We start from the raw sequence: 17,877 nt of genomic DNA on the forward strand, positions 1-17,877 counted from the left end.
ACCCATCGGTTAATCTGTATTTAGTTTCACGATTCTCATGGGAAATGAGTATGTTAAAGAATTCAAAGTCAAGTTATGGCTGGGTGGCCATCTTAGTGCACTGGTTAATGGCACTTGGGGTGTTTGGTTTATTTGGCTTAGGCGTTTATATGGTTGAGCTAACCTATTACGACGCTTGGTACAAAGGCTCTTTGGACTTGCATAAAAGCGTGGGTATTACCTTAGCGGCATTATTGTTGTTTCGTTTTGGTTGGCGCTTGTTAGGTACTCAACCTGAGCCTGTTGCAGGTAGCTCGAAAGCAATGAATCGGGTTGCACACTCAGTACATAAACTGATTTATTTAGCTTTAATTGTCATTGTGACATCGGGCTATTTAATCTCTACGGCTGATGGCCGTGCAATTGAAGTATTTAATTTATTTGCTGTACCGGCAATACCAGAGTCGGTCGCGAATCAAGAAGATATTGCAGGTAAAATTCACTTTTATGCCGCGTATGGGCTAATAGCTGTGGTTGTTTTACATGCTTTAGGGGCACTAAAACATCATTTTATCGATAAAGATAAAACCTTAATTAGAATGATCAAACCATTGAAGGATGATTAACATGAAAAAATTACTATTAGGCACAGCACTAAGTGCTGCACTTTTCTCAACTGCTAACGCAAATGCAGCTGAGTACGTTATTGATACAGACGGTGCGCACGCATTTGTAACTTTTAAAATTAAGCACTTAGGTTACAGCTGGTTACATGGTCGTTTTAATACCTTTTCAGGTGATTTTAGCTATGACGATAAAGCGCCGAATGCGTCTAAAATTAATGTAACGATTGAAACTAAAAGCATCGACTCAAATCATGCTGAGCGTGACAAACATTTACGTAGCAAAGATTTCTTAAATGTTGATAAGTACCCAACCGCAACATTTAAAAGTACTTCAATCAAATTTGATGAAGACGGTGATGAAGCTGATGTAACGGGTGAATTCACCTTAAATGGTGTCACTAAAACCATTACCTTTGAAATTGATAAAATTGGTGAAGGTAAAGATCCATGGGGTGGTTATCGTGTTGGCTTTGAAGGCGAAACAAGCCTAAAACTAACTGACTATGGTATCGACTACAACCTTGGTCCTGCTTCGACACATGTTGATATAGGTTTATTTATTGAAGGCGTACGTAAGTAAGTTTATCAATGTTTAATTAATAAAAGTGCCGCTTAGTGAGCGGCACTTTCGTTTCTATCTTTTAATCTCTTTTCTAAAATTGGCTGCAAATTATCAGGTAGCCAGCGCACTAACACATCATGAAAAGCATCTGTATGAGCGATTTTCTCAAGTGTTTGATCTAATAATTTTACCGTTACCTCACCTTGCTTGTTTTTAGTGCAGCCTACATAGCCAATGCTTAACGCTGGTGCTTCAGTAAGTGTGATTTGGGTTAGTTCATCTTCAAAGCCCATGGAATGAGCAAGATAATAATGCTCGCTTGGGTAGCCAAGTAATATATCAATACGCTTTTTTTGTAGCATATAAGTCAAGCTTGCGAGGGTGTCTCTGCCGGGGCGTGAGATAATATTAGCGTCATGACTTTCGTTAATCACCTTGTCGATATTAGTCCCGAAAGAGCGGCTCATTGATACCCCTAATGCAAGGTTTTCGGCTAATAATGATTTTAGTGACACAGGCTTTGTGACGTCTAACTCAAGTTTTGCGGCTAACTCTTTACGTATTGCAATAGACGGCGACAAACCTACAGTTGATGAATGTTCAGTAAACTGAATATGCTGCTTACGGTGCTCGTTTTGATATAACGACAGCATACAGTAATTATTGTGTGGGTTTGATAGTTCATGCACAGCACGACTGGCTGGCAATAAAGTGCGTTTAAATGAAACCTCAGGCAGTGCTTTTTCTAATAATTTGATCACACTTTCATCACGACCTGTGCCTTCATATTTATCATGCATGATGTAGTAGGGGGCAAAATCAACCATGATCCACTCAATGGCTTTAGGTTGCTTATTTGCATAAGCTGGCAAGGAAAAAAGTAATAGTAAAATAGACCACACACTACGCATAGTTACTACCTATTTAGGAAATAAAATATAAGTGTAGCAGGAATATAGGCTTATGCTGGCTGGTGGTGAAAACTAAAACGCCAGCTTGTTGGCTGGCGTTTATCGGTAGGGTTTAGTTGGCTTTTAACCACTTCACAAATTGGCGTGCATCACTCGCCTTTTGGAAGATGGCATTTTTTAAGCCCTGCGTGTCGCTAAAAATTACACGCTGTTTGTTTACCGAGATTGATTGCACTGGATGTGCGATCTGGATCAAAGATCCGTTGTATTTATATGACATAATAAAACTCACTTTTTCTTTTGTCTGTGTCTGTAGAGCTTTAATAGGCATTTAAAAAATACAGACCGACATTTGTTGTCTTGCTAACAGTGTTGACTAAGTTTGTGACAGTTTGGTGATGATTTGAAAATTCATCAAAATGTCATTTAGCGAACAAGCTGCAAGTATTTATACGAATATGCGGGAATTACTGGATCAAGGTAAGGGGTTAACCGCGTGGTTTCTAAAAACCAGACAATCAGAGTACTGTAAGAATCAATTAAGCGCAAGGTTTATTTTTTAAACATCAAAAATAATCTCTGGATGTTTAACAGAAACAGGCGTATTGTGATTAGGCACAAAATAACAATAAGAAGTATGCTTATGAATTACCTTTTGGTATCAGATATATTCGGTAAAACAGCGCATCTATCGCTGCTTGCTCAGCAGCTTCGCGGTAAAGTTAGCTTTTGTGACCCTTACATGGGGGAAATTCAGCTCCCCATAAATGAGCAGTTTCAATATCAACATTTTATGACTCAATGCGGCCATGACAGTTATTTTGAGCTAGTGCATTTAAAAATGGCGACTGTCCGTCAGCCAACCACGATTATTGCATTTAGTGCAGGCGCTGCCGCTGTGTGGCGTGCTCAAGCAGAATTAAAAGATTCTTTCATTAAAAAAATCATTGCCTTTTATCCATCACAAGTTAGACATCATCTTGAGCTTGAGGCTAACGTTCCTTGTCGATTTATTTTTCCTCACAGTGAAGAGCATTTTGATATTAAGCCTGTGATTGCTTCATTAAAAAGTAAAGCCAAGGTGAGCTGTGAAGTAGCCGACTATGCTCATGGGTTTATGAACCCGCTATCTGAGAATTTTAATCAGCTCGGCTATCAGCAATTTACCGAACAGCTATTAAAAGAGTGTTGTAACTCAGAACTTGTCCCCAACGATTAAAAAACTGGTCTATAGTCATTACTAAACAACAATATAAGTAATGACTATGACGGACCAAACAAATTACAGCCACTTCTTATCTAACCCGGTTGCTAAACCACCTTGTCGAATGATCAACGCGCAAATGTATGGTTTTTTTGTGTCTGGCTGCGAGCAAAAAATGCAGCAGTATGTTGATGCAACTTTAAATCTACTAGCAACTGAATCAACCTCGTTTAATGTGTTAGGGAGTGCTTGTTTACTTACCTTCACTGATATCGAAAAAATTTCTTCGTTAACGCCACCGTTTTCTGAGCATGGCTGGATGCAAGAAACCGATATTATTATTTGGCTTCCAGTAGCAAAAATGCAAGATGGTGATATTAGCCATTTATATTGGTATCCGGCTTTTATTAGTGTGAATAATATCTATGCCTTAATTAATGGCAGAGAGGCTTGGGGTTACAATAAATACTTATGTGAATACCAAATGCCTACAGCTGTGAGTGATGCGGGGCCCTTTAGTATAACTTTAGAATGTTTTGATGTGTTTAACCCAGACTCTAAATTAGCGATGCATGAGCTATTAACCGTTGAGCAAACACAGGCAAGTACCAAGGAAAACTTACTCGATAACTTATCGGAATTTTCTAAGCACGTAACAGACTTGTTTGATGCGCAAATTAAAGGCATTGATTTATTGCTTCTTAAACAATTATTAGACGGGTTTATTCATCCGCAGATGGATCAGATTTTATTTAAACAATTTCCCGATGGTGTAGGAGAAAAAGTGGTTTATCAAAGCGTGGTTCACTCTCCATCGTTAATCAAAAAAATTCACCAATTAAAACTTTTACACAATGATTTTAGTCTTGATGTAAAAGCGCTTGCGAGTTTTCCTTTAAATGACATGTTTGGCATCGCACTTGGCAAGCAAGTTGTTCATTTACCTTTTTACGTCAATATGGATTTTGACCAGCTTGGCGCAACACAACTGTTACCAGCATAGAGGTGACCATGGAAAAAGAAAAAATCACTATTGTCGGGGGCGGTGTTGCAGCGATGACTGCGGCTGTGTACTTAACCGAGCAAGTTAATTGGCAAAGCCAGCGCGAAATTACTGTCTATCAACAAGGCTGGCGTCTTGGCGGGAAAGGGGCAAGTGGCCGTAACGCCCATTTCGGACAGCGAATTGAAGAGCATGGTTTACATGTTTGGTTTGGCGCATACGTGAATAGTTTTCGCACCTTAGAAGGTGTATATAATTCACTCAATAGACCCGCTAGTTGTTCATTGGCTACTTGGCAGCAGGCCTTTAAACCACACAGCTTTATTGCCTTACAAGAGTTTATTGATAACGAATGGCAAACTTGGCCGATTGATTTTCCAACCGTTGCAGGTAACCCCGCTGATGGCAGCCTAGATATAACAGTGTGGGACTTTGTCACCATGACATTAGCATGGCTAAAAAAATGGACCGAAGGCATTGAGCATGTTTGTCAGCAGCAACATGCTCAAACTACGTTAGTGACTAAAAAATCACGGGATCAATCGTTACTCAAGCACATGTATCAAGAAATCAAAGCAGATATTGATACCCATTTAAATGGCGCAAAGCAGTTTATTGATGATATTGAAGCAGGCGCAACTGAAATTGCCTCGAACCCACGAACATTGATAACCCATTTGCTACAGTTCACTGAAAAGCAGGCTACGCACACCGATAATCAAGCTGATCGCTTGGTGATTTGGTATATCGTCAGAAAGTTAAAACGTTGGTTCAAAGATCAAGTGATTGATTTACTGGATGACAACCCAGAGCTGCGTAGACTTTATATTTGCGCCGATCTTGCTATTGCAATGCTCACAGGACTGATTAAAGACAAGGTCTATCGAGACGGTTTTGGCGTCATTAATTGCTACGATTTTCGTCAGTGGCTAGAAAAAAATGGTGCTAACAAAACTTACAGTGTCGATTCAGCGCCAGTACGTGGCTTTTATGATTTGGTGTTCGCTTACCCAAAAGGAGACTTTAATAAACCCAATGTTGAAGCCGGCGTTGCCGCCCTTGCCATGTTACGAATAGGCCTTTGCTACAAAGGTGGCGTGATGTGGAAAATGCAAGCTGGGATGGGCGATGTCATTTTCGGTCCAATTTATGAGCTTTTAAAGCAGCGCGGCGTTAAGTTTAAGTTTTTTCATCAGTTAACTAACTTATCGGCAGGACAAAATGACCAAGGTGAGCCGCTGGTAAGTGAAATTAAACTTTGCCAACAGGTGAGTTTAATTGGCCAAGATTATGAACCGCTTATTGATGTAAAAAAGCTACCTTGCTGGCCTAGTGAGCCATTGTATGAGCAAATCAGCCCTGAACAAGCGCACTTATTACAAGAATATCAGATCAATTTAGAGTCATTTTGGAGTAATTGGCCCGAGGTGTATCAAGAGCACTTTAGTAGCCCATTGCCAACAGTGACGCTTCGCCATGATATTGATTTTGATACGCTTATTTTAGGTGTGTCGGTTGCCTCACTTGAACATGTAGCCTCTGAACTTTTAGCTGTAGATTACGCGCTTTCTCAACAAGCAACAAAAGTGCAAAGTGTGGCGACCCAGGCTTGCCAAGTATGGTTGAATAAAACCGAACCACAACTTGGCTTTACGCAAACTAATGCCGCTGATGAAGGGCCTATTTTAAGCGGCTTTGTTGAGCCGTTTGATACTTGGGCCGCAATGGGCAATTTGCTAGATAAAGAAGATTGGCCAAGTGAAAATGCGCCAGTGAACATTGCCTATTTTTGCAGTGCGTTTAGCTGCGAAAACTACCCACCTGCCAGTGCACATCAATTCCCAGAGCAAATGAAAGCCGAAGTCAAATTGAATATGCATAATTTGTTTAGCGCAGATATGCGGCCACTTTGGCCCGAAGCCTATATTGATAACAAGTTTGATTGGCAGGTTTTTTATAGTGATCCACACAGCATTTTACCTGTACTTGAGCAGCAATATTGGCGCGTTAATGTAGACCCTAGTGAGCGCTATGTTTTATCTGTGGTTGATTCGAGTAAATACCGCCTTGCTACAGATGGCAGTCAGTTTGTCAATTTACGCATCACTGGCGACTGGATAAAAACAGGGGTTAATGCAGGCTGTGTTGAGGCCGCTGTGATGGCAGGTATGCAAACAGCGCGGGCAATATGTGGTTGGCCAACTAAGATCAGCGGAGAGCACGCATTCGAAAAAGGTTAGTGTGAGTAAAGTTGTAAATAAGTATGCATATAAGTCATGAAATTCCATGATTTATATGCGACTTTAATTGATTGTTTGGTCTATACTTACCACTAAATTACAACAATTTAACAAGTTTCCCTCTTTTAAGGTCTAAAAGCTAATGAAGCGACCCTTTCTGAAAGATCCTAAGTTTATGATGTTGTCGAGCACCAGCTTGGCGGCATGTGTAATGGCAAGCGCTGTTGCACAAGGAGCTGAGATTGAAAAAGACATGGAAGTTATTAGCGTTTATGCACAAAAACGTCCGCAAGCAATTGAAGACGTGAGTGTAGCGGTAAGCCAAGTGGATGGCGAAATTTTAAAAGCTCAGCATTTTAAAGATTCAACTGAAATTGGTTTGTTTGCGCCAAATGTAAAAATAACCCAAAACGCCGCAGAAGGAACGCCACCTGCTGTTAGTATTCGAGGGGTAGGGTTACTTGATTACAATACGGCGAACACCTCGCCTGTGACGATGTATCTTGATGGCGTTGCGGTGGGGTCTGCCAATAATCAAATTGTTAACTTGTACGATATTGAACAGCTCGATATTTTACGCGGCCCACAAGGCACTCTGTTTGGGCGCAATTCTACCGGTGGTGCAATTCTGATTCGCTCAAACCGCCCTGAGTTTGATAGCTATGGTTCATTGACATTAGGCATTGCCAATAATAACGCTACTAGCATCGATGGTATGTGGAACCAACAACTATCAGATTCAAGTGCAATGCGTATTGCTGTTAACTATCAAGACTACGAGTACTCAACAAATAATATCTATACAGACTCACCAACAGCAGGTATGGAGCAAAAAAATGCCCGTGTGTCTTTTCTATCTGAGTGGGATGAGGTTGATCTTTACTTGCAAGCGCATATTGAAGACTGGGATGGTATTGCCCAGCCTGTTGGCAGTATTGGTATCGTCGCCAACCCTTTAACGGGTGAGCTGTGTTCACCAGCAGATGCAGGCTCAACACGTTGCTTTGATAACTTTGGTTTTAATGATGGCAGTGATGATTTCTTTGCGGTAAGCGTCAATAATGACTCGCCTCATAAATCTGATGGCTATGGCTTTATTGCTGAAGTAAATTGGCATTTAAACGAGCAAAGTACTTTTACAATGCTTTCGAGCTTTAACGATCTCGAAAGAAGCCATGCTTTTAATTGCGATGGCTCGCCAGCTCGCTTGTGTGAAGGAGTATTAGGGTTAGATACACATCTAATTAGCCAAGAATTCAGATTACTTAACGAATTTGCTGATTACACGTTAACCAGTGGGGTGTATTTTGCAGATGAAACAATTGAGCAAGATAATTTAAATGATATTTTGCGCGATTTTCGTGGCATTTTACCCACAAACTTAACCGCGACCTTTATCTACGATAACGAAATCGAGATGCAAAATTTGGCAGTATTTAGCCAAATTGAAGTGCCTGTCGCAGATAAATGGATGATCACCGCGGGTCTTAGATATGACTATGAGTCACTTGAGTATGACTCAATCGCCACGTTAAATACGGTGCTTGATGTGAACGACTTAGACGGTGTGCTTGTACCATTTTATCGCGTCACGGATGAGCAATCAGATAATGGCTTTAGCGGGCAATTTGCAATTAATTATCGTTATTCAGATGCAAGCAATCTTTATTATCGTTTTGCAAATGGTAGTAAAAGTGGCGGCTACAATGGTGGCTTTTTATCATCTGAAGAACAAGCAATGTTAGCGAACTACGGCAAAGAGCGCTTAAATGCCCATGAAGTTGGCTTGAAGTCGTTCTGGCCTAGCCAGCAATTAAGAATGAATTGGGCAGCGTTTTACTATGATTATAACGACCAACAGGTGTTTATGAACCAAGCGTCAGAAACTCCGCAAATGCCTCCTGTGCAATTACTTGAAAATGTTGCTGATTCAACTATTTATGGTCTTGAAACTGAAATTAATTACCAAGCAACTAAGCAATTAGCCATGCTACTTTCAGTAGGTTATATCCCCCATGCTGAATTTGAAGAATACGTTGACCCACTTGGTAACAGTATTACCGATAACCAACTGCCATTTACCTCTAAATGGAATGTTTCAGCGGGGATAAAATACGATACCAGCTTGGCGTCGTATCCGTTATCGGCCAACATTATTTACGATTATCAGTCTGAGTTCTATTTTGATCAGAATATGAATCCATATGCTCGCCAAGACGGCTTTAGCATTGTGAATGCGCATCTAAAATACGATGTTGATAATTGGTCATTTACTTTGTGGGGCAAAAATTTATTTGATACTGAATATAGTCAGTTAAAGTTCGATTTAAGTTCGTTCCTAGGCATGCTTGAAGACTTTAAAGGGGAAGGGCGTCGCTATGGCTTTGATGTTTCACTACAATTCTAGTCGTTGCCATCACCACAATGGTACAGGGGTTTTGTGAATGCGGTTAAAGCTGTATTTAAGTACTCTGCTGTTATTGTTTATATTAAGTGTTTCGGCTAATGCACAAGATACGTTTGTCTACACTGATGCTGTAGCTGATCAAAACCTCCATGATGTCGGTGAAGTGTTTATGGCGAACGATAATATGTTCCCGCAATCTGTGGCTGCGATTGATGCTTGGCGAGTCAGCAAAAAACCGCAATCTCGAATAAGCTCTGTCGGTGGTAGCTATTGGTTAATTGTTGAAATTGAAAATCAAAGTGATATCGAAGATTTAGTCCTCTATCCGTATAACACTTTGGTTTCGAAAATAGAAAGCCGCATTTATGATATATCTGATCCAAGTGCCCCGATACAGCACTTTGTCACCGGTGGGGTCGAGCCTAACCAATTTGCTTTTCACTATGGCAATCGTTTATCTCTTGAAAAAGGTAAGCACTACACGTTAATCACTTATTTTGAGAGTGACTACTTTTATACTCCCGCAAAGCTGGTATTAACGCCTTATCAAGATTATTTTCAGAACATAACCGTCGAAAATATGATCATGATGCTGTGCTTTGGGGTGGGCATTGCACTTGGTTTATATAATTTATTAATTTACTTGGTTTCCCGTGATGTTACACACCTGTATTACGCATTATTTACTGCATCCTGGGTGTTTGCTTGGAGCCATTTTTTCCATATTTCTGATCAGCTGTTTGGTTACTATAATCCTCATCTTCACTGGCTCGGCTTTGCCCTCACACCATTAACCAATATTCTGTTTTACAACAACTTACTTAAACTCAAAGAAACATTTCCGAAACTGGCGCAATTATCACTCACGGTGGGTGTAATTGCCACTTTGGGTATTCCGTTTTGTATCTTATGGCCAAGCTTTGGTTTTTATTGGTCAACGTTAGTAACGGGTGTTGCTTTATGTTTAGGCTTATACATAGGTATTCGCTGTATGCTCATTGGCTTTAAGCCAGCACGCTATTTTGTGTTGGCTTACATTGCCATGATGCTACCGAATATGGTGGGTAATTTAACTAATTTAGGCTTGCTGCCAGCTACTTCCATTAATTTATATTTATTGGGGTTGATAGGCACAGCCATGGACGCCATGTTGCTGGCGTTTGCTGTGGCCGATAAGTTTAGGCTGCTTCACGATGACAACGTAGAGCTCAATAAAAATCTAGAAGAAAAAGTACATTTAAGAACCTTGGAGCTTGAAGAGCTTGCCTCTGAGCTTCGCGATGCGAATGAAGCTAAAAGTCGCTTTTTAGCGAATATCAGTCATGAGATTCGCACCCCAATGACATCAATTATTGGCTATGCAGATGGCATTATGCTCGGGGACATTAAGCCTCATGAGCGCAACCATGGGATTGGCGTTATATTGCAAAATAGCCGCCATGTTCTTGGATTAATAAACGATATACTCGATATGTCGAAGATTGAAGCCAACAAGCTAGAAATAGATTTAGTCGAAACAGACTTGTTTGCCACGATTGCCAATATTGAGTCACTTATTGGCAAGCAAATCCGTGATAAGGGCTTAAAGTTCAGTGTTGATTATCAGTTCCCGTTGCCAGACTACCTAATTACTGATCCGAGTCGATTAAGGCAAATCTTATTAAACCTAACAACCAACGCCCTTAAGTTTACTCAAGTCGGGCGTATAACCTTAACGGTGAGCTGTCATAGCGATAAGTTGTCGATAAGCGTAAAAGATACCGGTATCGGCATGACAGACAAAGAGCAACAAGCCTTGTTTAGTGCCTTTTATCAAGCGGATTCAAGTATTTCTCGCCAGTATGGCGGCACTGGTCTTGGCCTTAATATTTCTAAAAGCCTAGCCAAAAAGTTGGATGGGGATATCAGTGTTAAAAGTAATGTCGGTTCTGGCAGTGAATTTATTTTTACCATGTCGGTTTATACCACAGATAATACACGTTGGCTCAATGATATGAGTGAAGTTAAACTTGTTGAAACCTCACCGTTTAGTAAGCTTGATGCACCTGAGAACTTAAAGGGTAGTGTACTACTTGCTGAAGACCACCCAGACAACCGGCGTTTAATTGCGCGAATATTAGAGCGTATGGGACTGACAGTAACAACCGTTGAAAATGGCAAAGACGCAGTCCAAGCAACCCTAGAAGAGAGTTTTGATCTTATTTTGCTTGATATTCAAATGCCAATCATGGACGGCCAAGAAGCATTAAAGATGATGCAAGCTACAGGAGTGAGCGTTCCTATCGTTGCACTTACAGCTAATACCATGAAGCATGAAATTGCCCGTTATATGAAGCAAGGGTTTAATGATTTAATAGCCAAACCAATTGATAGAAATGCGTTTAGTCATAAAATTGCCAGTTACTTAGATTGCGATGAATTAGCTGATATTAAATTACCTGAAAAAGAGTTTCAGGCGCTTAAAGATGATTATATAAAGGGCCTTGAAGAACAATATCGAGAAATGCGCGAGCAATATAAAAACATGGATATTGATGGCTTAAGCAGAAATGTTCATATGCTTAAAGGCGCTGCAAACATGTTCGAATGTGAAATGCTCTATGTTAAAGCGGTTGCCGTTGATACTGCGCTTAAAAAAGATACCGTCACGCTCGATACGCAGCTTATTGCATCCTTATTTTGTGCCATGCAAGACGAGATAACTAAGGTAACGCATTGATTGCTTGAATAGCGGCTATTTCTTTGTAAGCACAGACAAATTAGCTATTTCTTGATATTAATATTATTAAAACACCTTGCTGGGAAGGCATGATGCAGTATCAACACATTTCGGTACCCTCGAATGGCGCGCAAATTACTATCGATAGTAAGGGTCAATGGTATATTCCTGATAACCCGGTTATTGCTTACATTGAAGGTGATGGTGTTGGTCAAGATATCAGCCCGGTGATGCGTGATATTGTCGATGCAGCAGTGAATCATGCTTATCAAGGTGATAAACAAATACATTGGATGGAAGTGTTCAATGGTGAAAAAGCAGCAGCGCTTTACGATGGCGACTGGTTCCCGCAAGAAACCCTGCATGCGGTTAGGCAGTATAAAATTGCCATAAAAGGGCCGCTAACAACTCCCCTTGGCGGTGGTTTTCGCTCTTTAAATGTGGCTCTTCGTCATGAGATGGATTTATTCGTTAACATGCGGCCCATTCGCAGTTATCCGCATTTACCATCCCCCTTAAAAGAGCCTGAAAAAACTCAAATCACAGTAATACGTGACAGCTCAGAAGACGTTTACTCAGGCATTGAGTGGCAGGCTGGCAGTATTGACAACGAGCGGATGCTTGATTTTCTGTGTCAAGAAATGGGTGTCACCCGACTACGTTTTGATAACCAATGCGGCATTGGTATTAAAAACAGCTCGAAAGAGGCGGCAGAACGCTTGATGCGCTATGCCCTTAACTTTGCCCTTAAAGAGCACAGTGAATCACTGACTGTGGTGCACAAAGGTAATGTACTTAAATTTACCGATGGCGCTTTTAAACGCTGGGCATTTGCCCTTGCTGAGCAAGAGTTTAACGCTATAGCGCATGACAATGGTCGTTGGTTAGTTATCAAACGTGAAGAGCAAGATGATTTAATCATCAAAGAAGTCATTGCCGATAACATGTTACAACAAGCGCTGCTCACTCCTGAGCAATTCGATGTGGTGGTAACAACCAATCAAAACGGCGATTACTTAGCTGATATGTTAACAGCACAAGTCGGTGGGGTAGGAATTATGCCTGCGGCAAACTTAAATAATGAAGTAGCCTTTTTTGAACCGACTCATGGCACATTTAATCGCATTGCCGGTGAAGACAGTGCAAATCCAACAAGCAGTATTTTAAGTGCGGTAATGATGCTACGTTTTATGGGCTGGCATCAAGCTGCGAATAGAATAGAAAAAGCTCTAGAAGAGACGCTTAAAGCAAATGAAATGACGTTTGACTTGGCTAATTTAGTAGCCGATGCGACGATGCTTAGTTGCAGTGATTTTGCAAAAAGCATCATCGCGCGAATAAGTAACTCAAATAATTAACCATATTATGCGGCACTGGCGCTTTTAACTGCGTAGACACATGGTTTACCTGTTAATTGTGCTGCACGTTGGTAAATATGTTCTGCACCTGGTTCATTGCTTGTCATGCCTGTTAATGTGTCCATTAACGCAACCACTAAAATAGCTGGTACTTGGCAGCAGTATTCATCGAGTACTGCAGTTGTTGTTTGAGCATCAACATGACAATGCGGGTGAGTGCGTACTGTGCTGTATGCTTTTAACAGTGTGTCCGCTTGTAAAACATCATCATCTTGATGTTTGGTTTTACGGCATTGGCAACCAAACTCATCAACCATAGTGGCTAATGTTTGGTAAATTTCTTCACAAGGTAAATTACTTTTTTTACAAAGTTGTTGCTCGATGAATGAGTGTAATTGACCATTAATGTAAAGGCCGTCCTGTTGAGTGAATTGCGCTGAAGTTTCCATAATCATTTTCTCTTTGTTTATGTGCTTAACTTCACTCTAGCCCTTCACTCATTATTAATGAAATTGTTGTTTTCAATAACTGATATTGATTTTATCAATATTACGCTGTTTTTAGCGATCAGCCACGGTGCTGGCAAAGGCAAGTAGCTCTCTGCGAAGCCACTGGTGCGGGTTTGCGTGATGTAACAAAGGGCTCCATAACATTTTCACTTCAATAGGAACAATTTGAAAAGGTACTGGACTTATTACCAAATCAGTGTGTTTTGCTAATAGCATGGCTTGTCGACGAGGTAATGTGGCAATCAGTTTTGGTGATTGACACAGCAAGCTTGCCACCATGTAGTGGCGGGTGAATACGCGAATATTGCGGGTTTGTTCTAATTGCCATAATGCCTCATCGACCCAGCCGAGTTTTTGACTACCTGATTTATTCGTCAATGCCGCTTCTACGCCCCAACCTGCCCGATTCACCCAAATGTGCTCTTGTGCAAGGTAGCCTTCAAGATTTTGCTGTTGTAAGTAGGGATTGTCTGGGTGTGTTAAGCAGCAGTAATTATCGCGCCAAACACTGGCTTGGTGGAATGAGCGGGGCAGGCCGTTAAAGCGGTTTATGGCAAGGTCGATGGTGCCTTTTTCCATATCTTGAAGATTAACATCGCTTGGGCTCAAAATATCAAAGTTAAGTCCCGGATTTTTTTCCAGCTGCTGCGTGATAAACGGCGCAATTAGGGTTGATTCAAGGTAGTCGTTTGCCATAATCCGAAATGTAATTTTAGCTGTGCTAGGGTCGAATACTTCACTTGGCTGAGTAATTTCTTCGGCCATTTTTAACAGTGATTCTATTTCAGGTTTAAGGCTGAGCGCTTTTGCTGTCGGCGTCATCGTGCCAGCGGCTCTCACTAATAATGGATCATCAAATAAATCACGTAAACGCTTAAGGGCATTACTCATTGCTGGTTGAGTCAAAGCCAGTTTATTGGCGGCTTTTGACACACTTTGTTCATCAATGAGGACATTTAAATACACCAATAGGTTGAGGTCGACGTGCCTAATATTCATTTGATCAATCTTATTTATTATCTTTATTAATTACCTAAATTAAAGCGCGCTTGCTATTGTGTGTAAACAAGGCGACTAAAATAATCAGCATAAGCGATAAAAATAATGCCACAGCAGAGCTCACATTTGGCTGTTAAATCACACAGCGAACAGTTAAATCAGGTAGTAGCGACTAAGCTTGCCCGCGCGGTGTATGCTGGCTTTGAGGCTATGTTTGCAGAGTTTTTAAATATTACCCTCGGTGCACAAAGTCGTTTTGAACAGCGCCAGTGGCATCAAGTTCAAGGGGCTATGAAATCGCGATTACAGGTTTACGAAGGGCAAGTAAAAAAGGTAAGCCAAGCAGTAAAAATTATTGCTTATAGCGAGGTAGATGACCCTGCAATTTGGTTACTAGCCAAAAAAATATACGCAGAAATGGTGCAAAGCCATGAAAATCAGCCGATTGCTCATACTTTTTTTAACTCAACCTTCGGTGCTATTTGGGACTCACGAAAAATCCGCAATGTACATTTGTTTGTACTAAAAGCACGTTATCAACTTGGGCCGCGGCCTTTTGATTCATTGGTTAGCCGCATTTCTTTACAAAATGGTTTTGAAAGTGCCATCAGTAGCTTAATAAAACGCCATGTGTTTCGTTCACAATACGCTGATTTTACTGGTGATGTTGCCATGTTGCAGCGTACTTTAATTGCGGGTGCAAAACTGCAATGCCCGCAAGTCTATGAGCTACTTGCACTCAACGATGGTTATATTGAATACGCAAATTCTTTGTTTTTCAGAAATAAAGCGTGTTACATCATAGGTCGATGTATTGCTAAAAATGGCGATAACATGCCATTTGCGATTGCGTTGTTAAACAGTGAAAAAGGTCTGCACATTGATGCTGTGATGATGGGAGCTGACCAACTTAGCTTATTGTTTGGCTTTGCGCGTACTTATTTTATGGTCGATACCGACCAACCCGCACGATACGTTGATTATCTCAGTGTTTTAATGCCCCATAAGCAACGCTTTGAGTTGTTTAATGCCATAGGCTTTATCAAACATGCTAAAACCGAGTTCTATCGTTACAAAGTTGATACCACGCGCAATAGCCCTGTGGATGATAAATACATTATTGCACCAGGAACGCCGGGCATGGTAATGCTAGTATTTACAACCCCAGGCTCAGATTATGTCTATAAGGTAATCAAAGATAAATTCAGTGCACCGAAAACAGCCACCAAACAGCAGGTCATGGCCAAATACGATTTTGTTAAACAAGCCGACAGAGTTGGCCGGTTAGTTGATACACATGAATTTCGTTATTTAGCGTTTGATTTAAGTCGATTTAGTGAAGAGCTAATAAAGACAATGCAGCAGCAAATTGGTGATAGTTTAGTAATTTCGGGGAATGCACTTATATTGCGCCATGTTTATGTAGAACGCAAAATGACGCCGCTTAATTTGTATATCAATGACTGTGATGAGCGAAAACTGCAGCAAGTCATGGTTGATTACGGTAAAGCAATAAAAGAGCTCGCGGGGGCTAATATATTTCCCGGTGATATGCTGATGAAGAACTTTGGTGTCACTCGTTGGGGAAGAGTAGTGTTCTATGACTACGATGAAATTTGCCCAATGACAGAATGTCAATTTAGAGAGCTGCCAAAAACTGATGACTCATTGGATGAGCTCAGCAGCGAAAGCTACTTTGACATCGCAGAAAACGATGTATTTCCTAGCCAGTTTAAAGTATTTTTTAGCGCCAATAAGCGGGCGTTTGATTATTTTAATGCAGCCCACCAAGATATTTTCACAGCCACTATGTGGCAGCAATTACAAGCGGCTATTAACGATGGGCAATTGCTTGATGTTTATCCTTATAAGCAGTCTTGGCGCTTTTCTTCGATGAAAGCTCAAATGAAAAAATCTCAACCTGTAACTGTTTAATCGAAACATAGTGTTAGCGTATGCTATTGAATAAATGCTAAGGAACGCACTATGAAAAACACACTTTTAATATCGAGTTTATTTATTTCATCAATTGTAAGCGCCAATCCGTTATTAGGTAGTTGGCAATTTGTTGAAGGTAAATATGCAACCAGTGATGGTTATGTAACGGCAAAAGCGCCAGAAATAACCTCTGTTAAACTGATTACACCCAGTCATTTTAGCTATATCACCCAAAAGCAAGGCAACTTTCATTATGCTGGTGGTGGCAAATATGTTTTGCAAGACCAGCAATTTATCGAAACTTTTTCCTATGGTAATGTACCTTCACTACTTGGTAAGACCATGGCATTTGATTACAAAGTTGAAGGTGACTTATGGCACCACACCTTGTATGAAAATGGCAAATTAGTCGAAGCTGAGATCTGGCAACGAATTAAATAGAAGGTGATATGCGTTATATTAAGCACGAAGACTCACAGTTACATTTTGCGCAAACAGATAAACCAGCCCTAAAAGATAACGAAGTTCTTATTGCTGTTGCAGCAATCGGCGTTAATCGGGCAGATTGTTTACAGCGACAAGGTAAATATCCTGCGCCCAAAGGTGACAGTGAAATTCTAGGGTTAGAATGCGCCGGTACCATTGTTGAGCAAGGTAGTGCAGTATCCGGTGACTGGCTTAATAAACGCGTTTTTGCCTTGTGTGCGGGCGGTGCTTACAGCGAGTATGTTGCCGTTGATGCTGCGCAAGTGATGCCTTTACCAGATGAAATGACAATGGCCCAAGGCGCTGCTATCAGCGAAGTTTACTTAACGGCATTTTCTGCTTTGTTTCAATTTGGTCAGCTTAAAGCAGGGCAAACGGCACTTATTCATGCAGGAGCCAGTGGCGTAGGCGGTGCCGCAATTCAAATGGCAAAACGCGCTGGCGCTCAAGTGGTGATCACCGCCGGAAGCGATGAAAAGTGCGAGCATGCCAAACAGCTGGGTGCTGACCATACCATCAATTATAAAACCACCGACTTTGTAGAATACTTCAAAGCAAATAATTTACAGGCCAATACCATTGTTGATCCAGTTTCAGGGAGCTATTTAAACAAAAATGCCGCCGTTGCAGCAATGGATTGCCAAATTGTGATGTTAGCGTTTTTAGATGCGCGCTTTGCTGAGGTTGACTTTGCAAGGCTGCTTAGTAAGCGTATTTCATTTCATGCATCAACCTTACGAAACCGTTCAATTGAATTTAAGCGCGATTTAAAAGAGCAGTTTATAACCCGCTTTTATGATGATTTGGCACAAGGACTGTTGGATTGCAATATCTATAAAACGTTAAATTGGCAAGATGCAAATGAGGCTCATCGTATTTTAGATAACAACGAAAATTCGGGAAAAGTGGTAATGTTAGTTGAATAACATTAATTTG

At 40.9% G+C, this 17,877-nt stretch carries 15 protein-coding genes; 11 read left to right on the forward strand and 4 right to left on the reverse strand.

The genetic code is table 11. The features are described from left to right. The first annotated feature begins 50 nt into the window (after positions 1 to 50). Together J3455_RS18295 and J3455_RS18300 are read left to right on the forward strand one after the other, a co-directional pair. Complete coding sequence (locus J3455_RS18295) at positions 51 to 605, forward strand: cytochrome b (RefSeq protein ID WP_256854536.1); 555 nt, start codon at positions 51 to 53, stop codon at positions 603 to 605. Between the two features lies 1 nt (position 606). Then, on the forward strand, positions 607 to 1,185 hold the full coding sequence (locus tag J3455_RS18300; RefSeq protein WP_349562141.1) for a YceI family protein: 579 nt from the start codon (positions 607 to 609) through the stop codon (positions 1,183 to 1,185). A gap of 32 nt (positions 1,186 to 1,217) precedes the next feature. On the opposite strand, the gene J3455_RS18305 is transcribed toward J3455_RS18300, so the two are convergent. Together J3455_RS18305 and J3455_RS18310 are read right to left on the reverse strand one after the other, a co-directional pair. Next, positions 1,218 to 2,078 carry a TIGR02285 family protein gene (locus J3455_RS18305; RefSeq protein WP_167658617.1) on the reverse strand — a complete coding sequence of 287 codons (861 nt, stop codon included), beginning with the start codon at positions 2,076 to 2,078 and terminating at the stop codon, positions 1,218 to 1,220. Positions 2,079 to 2,190: 112 nt separating this feature from the next. Next, a complete protein-coding gene (locus J3455_RS18310; protein WP_165381452.1) occupies positions 2,191 to 2,358 on the reverse strand; it encodes a hypothetical protein in 168 nt (55 codons plus the stop codon). Positions 2,359 to 2,721: 363 nt separating this feature from the next. On the opposite strand from J3455_RS18310, the gene J3455_RS18315 reads away from it, so the two are divergent. From J3455_RS18315 to icd, 6 genes are all read left to right on the forward strand, one after another. Further along, complete coding sequence (locus J3455_RS18315; RefSeq protein ID WP_250661903.1) at positions 2,722 to 3,297, forward strand: dienelactone hydrolase family protein; 576 nt, start codon at positions 2,722 to 2,724, stop codon at positions 3,295 to 3,297. A 46-nt stretch (positions 3,298 to 3,343) separates the two neighbouring features. Further along, entirely contained in the window at positions 3,344 to 4,285 is a 942-nt protein-coding gene (locus tag J3455_RS18320; RefSeq protein WP_349562142.1) for an acetoacetate decarboxylase, read from the forward strand. 8 nt (positions 4,286 to 4,293) lie between these two features. Next, positions 4,294 to 6,525 carry an NAD(P)-binding protein gene (locus J3455_RS18325; RefSeq protein WP_349562143.1) on the forward strand — a complete coding sequence of 744 codons (2,232 nt, stop codon included), beginning with the start codon at positions 4,294 to 4,296 and terminating at the stop codon, positions 6,523 to 6,525. A 142-nt stretch (positions 6,526 to 6,667) separates the two neighbouring features. Continuing rightward, entirely contained in the window at positions 6,668 to 8,932 is a 2,265-nt protein-coding gene (locus J3455_RS18330) for a TonB-dependent receptor (RefSeq protein ID WP_297330762.1), read from the forward strand. Between the two features lie 37 nt (positions 8,933 to 8,969). Further along, the gene (locus tag J3455_RS18335) at positions 8,970 to 11,651 is read left to right on the forward strand and encodes a 7TM diverse intracellular signaling domain-containing protein (protein WP_349562144.1); all 2,682 of its coding nucleotides are present in this window, start codon (positions 8,970 to 8,972) and stop codon (positions 11,649 to 11,651) included. A 92-nt stretch (positions 11,652 to 11,743) separates the two neighbouring features. Then, complete coding sequence (gene icd / locus J3455_RS18340; protein WP_349562156.1) at positions 11,744 to 13,009, forward strand: NADP-dependent isocitrate dehydrogenase; 1,266 nt, start codon at positions 11,744 to 11,746, stop codon at positions 13,007 to 13,009. A gap of 5 nt (positions 13,010 to 13,014) precedes the next feature. Here the strand turns inward: icd and J3455_RS18345 are convergent, their stop codons facing one another. Continuing rightward, entirely contained in the window at positions 13,015 to 13,458 is a 444-nt protein-coding gene (locus J3455_RS18345) for a hypothetical protein (protein ID WP_130051758.1), read from the reverse strand. Positions 13,459 to 13,569: 111 nt separating this feature from the next. After that, positions 13,570 to 14,517, reverse strand: a complete 948-nt coding sequence (locus J3455_RS18350) for a LysR family transcriptional regulator (RefSeq protein ID WP_130051757.1) — start codon at positions 14,515 to 14,517, stop codon at positions 13,570 to 13,572. 105 nt (positions 14,518 to 14,622) lie between these two features. Between J3455_RS18350 and aceK the strand changes: the two genes are divergently transcribed. The 3 genes from aceK to J3455_RS18365 are packed head-to-tail and all read left to right on the forward strand — an operon-like array spanning position 14,623 to position 17,867. After that, on the forward strand, positions 14,623 to 16,452 hold the full coding sequence (aceK, locus tag J3455_RS18355; RefSeq protein WP_256854530.1) for a bifunctional isocitrate dehydrogenase kinase/phosphatase: 1,830 nt from the start codon (positions 14,623 to 14,625) through the stop codon (positions 16,450 to 16,452). A gap of 51 nt (positions 16,453 to 16,503) precedes the next feature. Next, on the forward strand, positions 16,504 to 16,896 hold the full coding sequence (locus J3455_RS18360) for a hypothetical protein (RefSeq protein ID WP_178926846.1): 393 nt from the start codon (positions 16,504 to 16,506) through the stop codon (positions 16,894 to 16,896). An 8-nt stretch (positions 16,897 to 16,904) separates the two neighbouring features. Continuing rightward, entirely contained in the window at positions 16,905 to 17,867 is a 963-nt protein-coding gene (locus J3455_RS18365; RefSeq protein ID WP_178926847.1) for a zinc-binding dehydrogenase, read from the forward strand. The last annotated feature ends 10 nt before the right edge of the window (positions 17,868 to 17,877 follow it).

The sequence above is a fragment of the Pseudoalteromonas sp. NFXS39 genome (assembly GCF_040148775.1).
In the GTDB taxonomy this organism is placed as follows: domain Bacteria; phylum Pseudomonadota; class Gammaproteobacteria; order Enterobacterales; family Alteromonadaceae; genus Pseudoalteromonas; species Pseudoalteromonas apostichopi.

Excerpts from the sequence above, each read along its gene's own strand:
- J3455_RS18295 (WP_256854536.1), top strand. The coding sequence starts at position 51 with ATGTTAAAGAATTCAAAGTCAAGTTATGGCTGGGTGGCCATCTTAGTG.
- J3455_RS18300 (WP_349562141.1), top strand. The coding sequence starts at position 607 with ATGAAAAAATTACTATTAGGCACAGCACTAAGTGCTGCACTTTTCTCA.
- J3455_RS18305 (WP_167658617.1), bottom strand. The coding sequence starts at position 2,078 with ATGCGTAGTGTGTGGTCTATTTTACTATTACTTTTTTCCTTGCCAGCT.
- J3455_RS18310 (WP_165381452.1), bottom strand. The coding sequence starts at position 2,358 with ATGTCATATAAATACAACGGATCTTTGATCCAGATCGCACATCCAGTG.
- J3455_RS18315 (WP_250661903.1), top strand. The coding sequence starts at position 2,722 with ATGAATTACCTTTTGGTATCAGATATATTCGGTAAAACAGCGCATCTA.
- J3455_RS18320 (WP_349562142.1), top strand. The coding sequence starts at position 3,344 with ATGACGGACCAAACAAATTACAGCCACTTCTTATCTAACCCGGTTGCT.
- J3455_RS18325 (WP_349562143.1), top strand. The coding sequence starts at position 4,294 with ATGGAAAAAGAAAAAATCACTATTGTCGGGGGCGGTGTTGCAGCGATG.
- J3455_RS18330 (WP_297330762.1), top strand. The coding sequence starts at position 6,668 with ATGAAGCGACCCTTTCTGAAAGATCCTAAGTTTATGATGTTGTCGAGC.
- J3455_RS18335 (WP_349562144.1), top strand. The coding sequence starts at position 8,970 with ATGCGGTTAAAGCTGTATTTAAGTACTCTGCTGTTATTGTTTATATTA.
- icd (WP_349562156.1), top strand. The coding sequence starts at position 11,744 with ATGCAGTATCAACACATTTCGGTACCCTCGAATGGCGCGCAAATTACT.
- J3455_RS18345 (WP_130051758.1), bottom strand. The coding sequence starts at position 13,458 with ATGGAAACTTCAGCGCAATTCACTCAACAGGACGGCCTTTACATTAAT.
- J3455_RS18350 (WP_130051757.1), bottom strand. The coding sequence starts at position 14,517 with ATGAATATTAGGCACGTCGACCTCAACCTATTGGTGTATTTAAATGTC.
- aceK (WP_256854530.1), top strand. The coding sequence starts at position 14,623 with ATGCCACAGCAGAGCTCACATTTGGCTGTTAAATCACACAGCGAACAG.
- J3455_RS18360 (WP_178926846.1), top strand. The coding sequence starts at position 16,504 with ATGAAAAACACACTTTTAATATCGAGTTTATTTATTTCATCAATTGTA.
- J3455_RS18365 (WP_178926847.1), top strand. The coding sequence starts at position 16,905 with ATGCGTTATATTAAGCACGAAGACTCACAGTTACATTTTGCGCAAACA.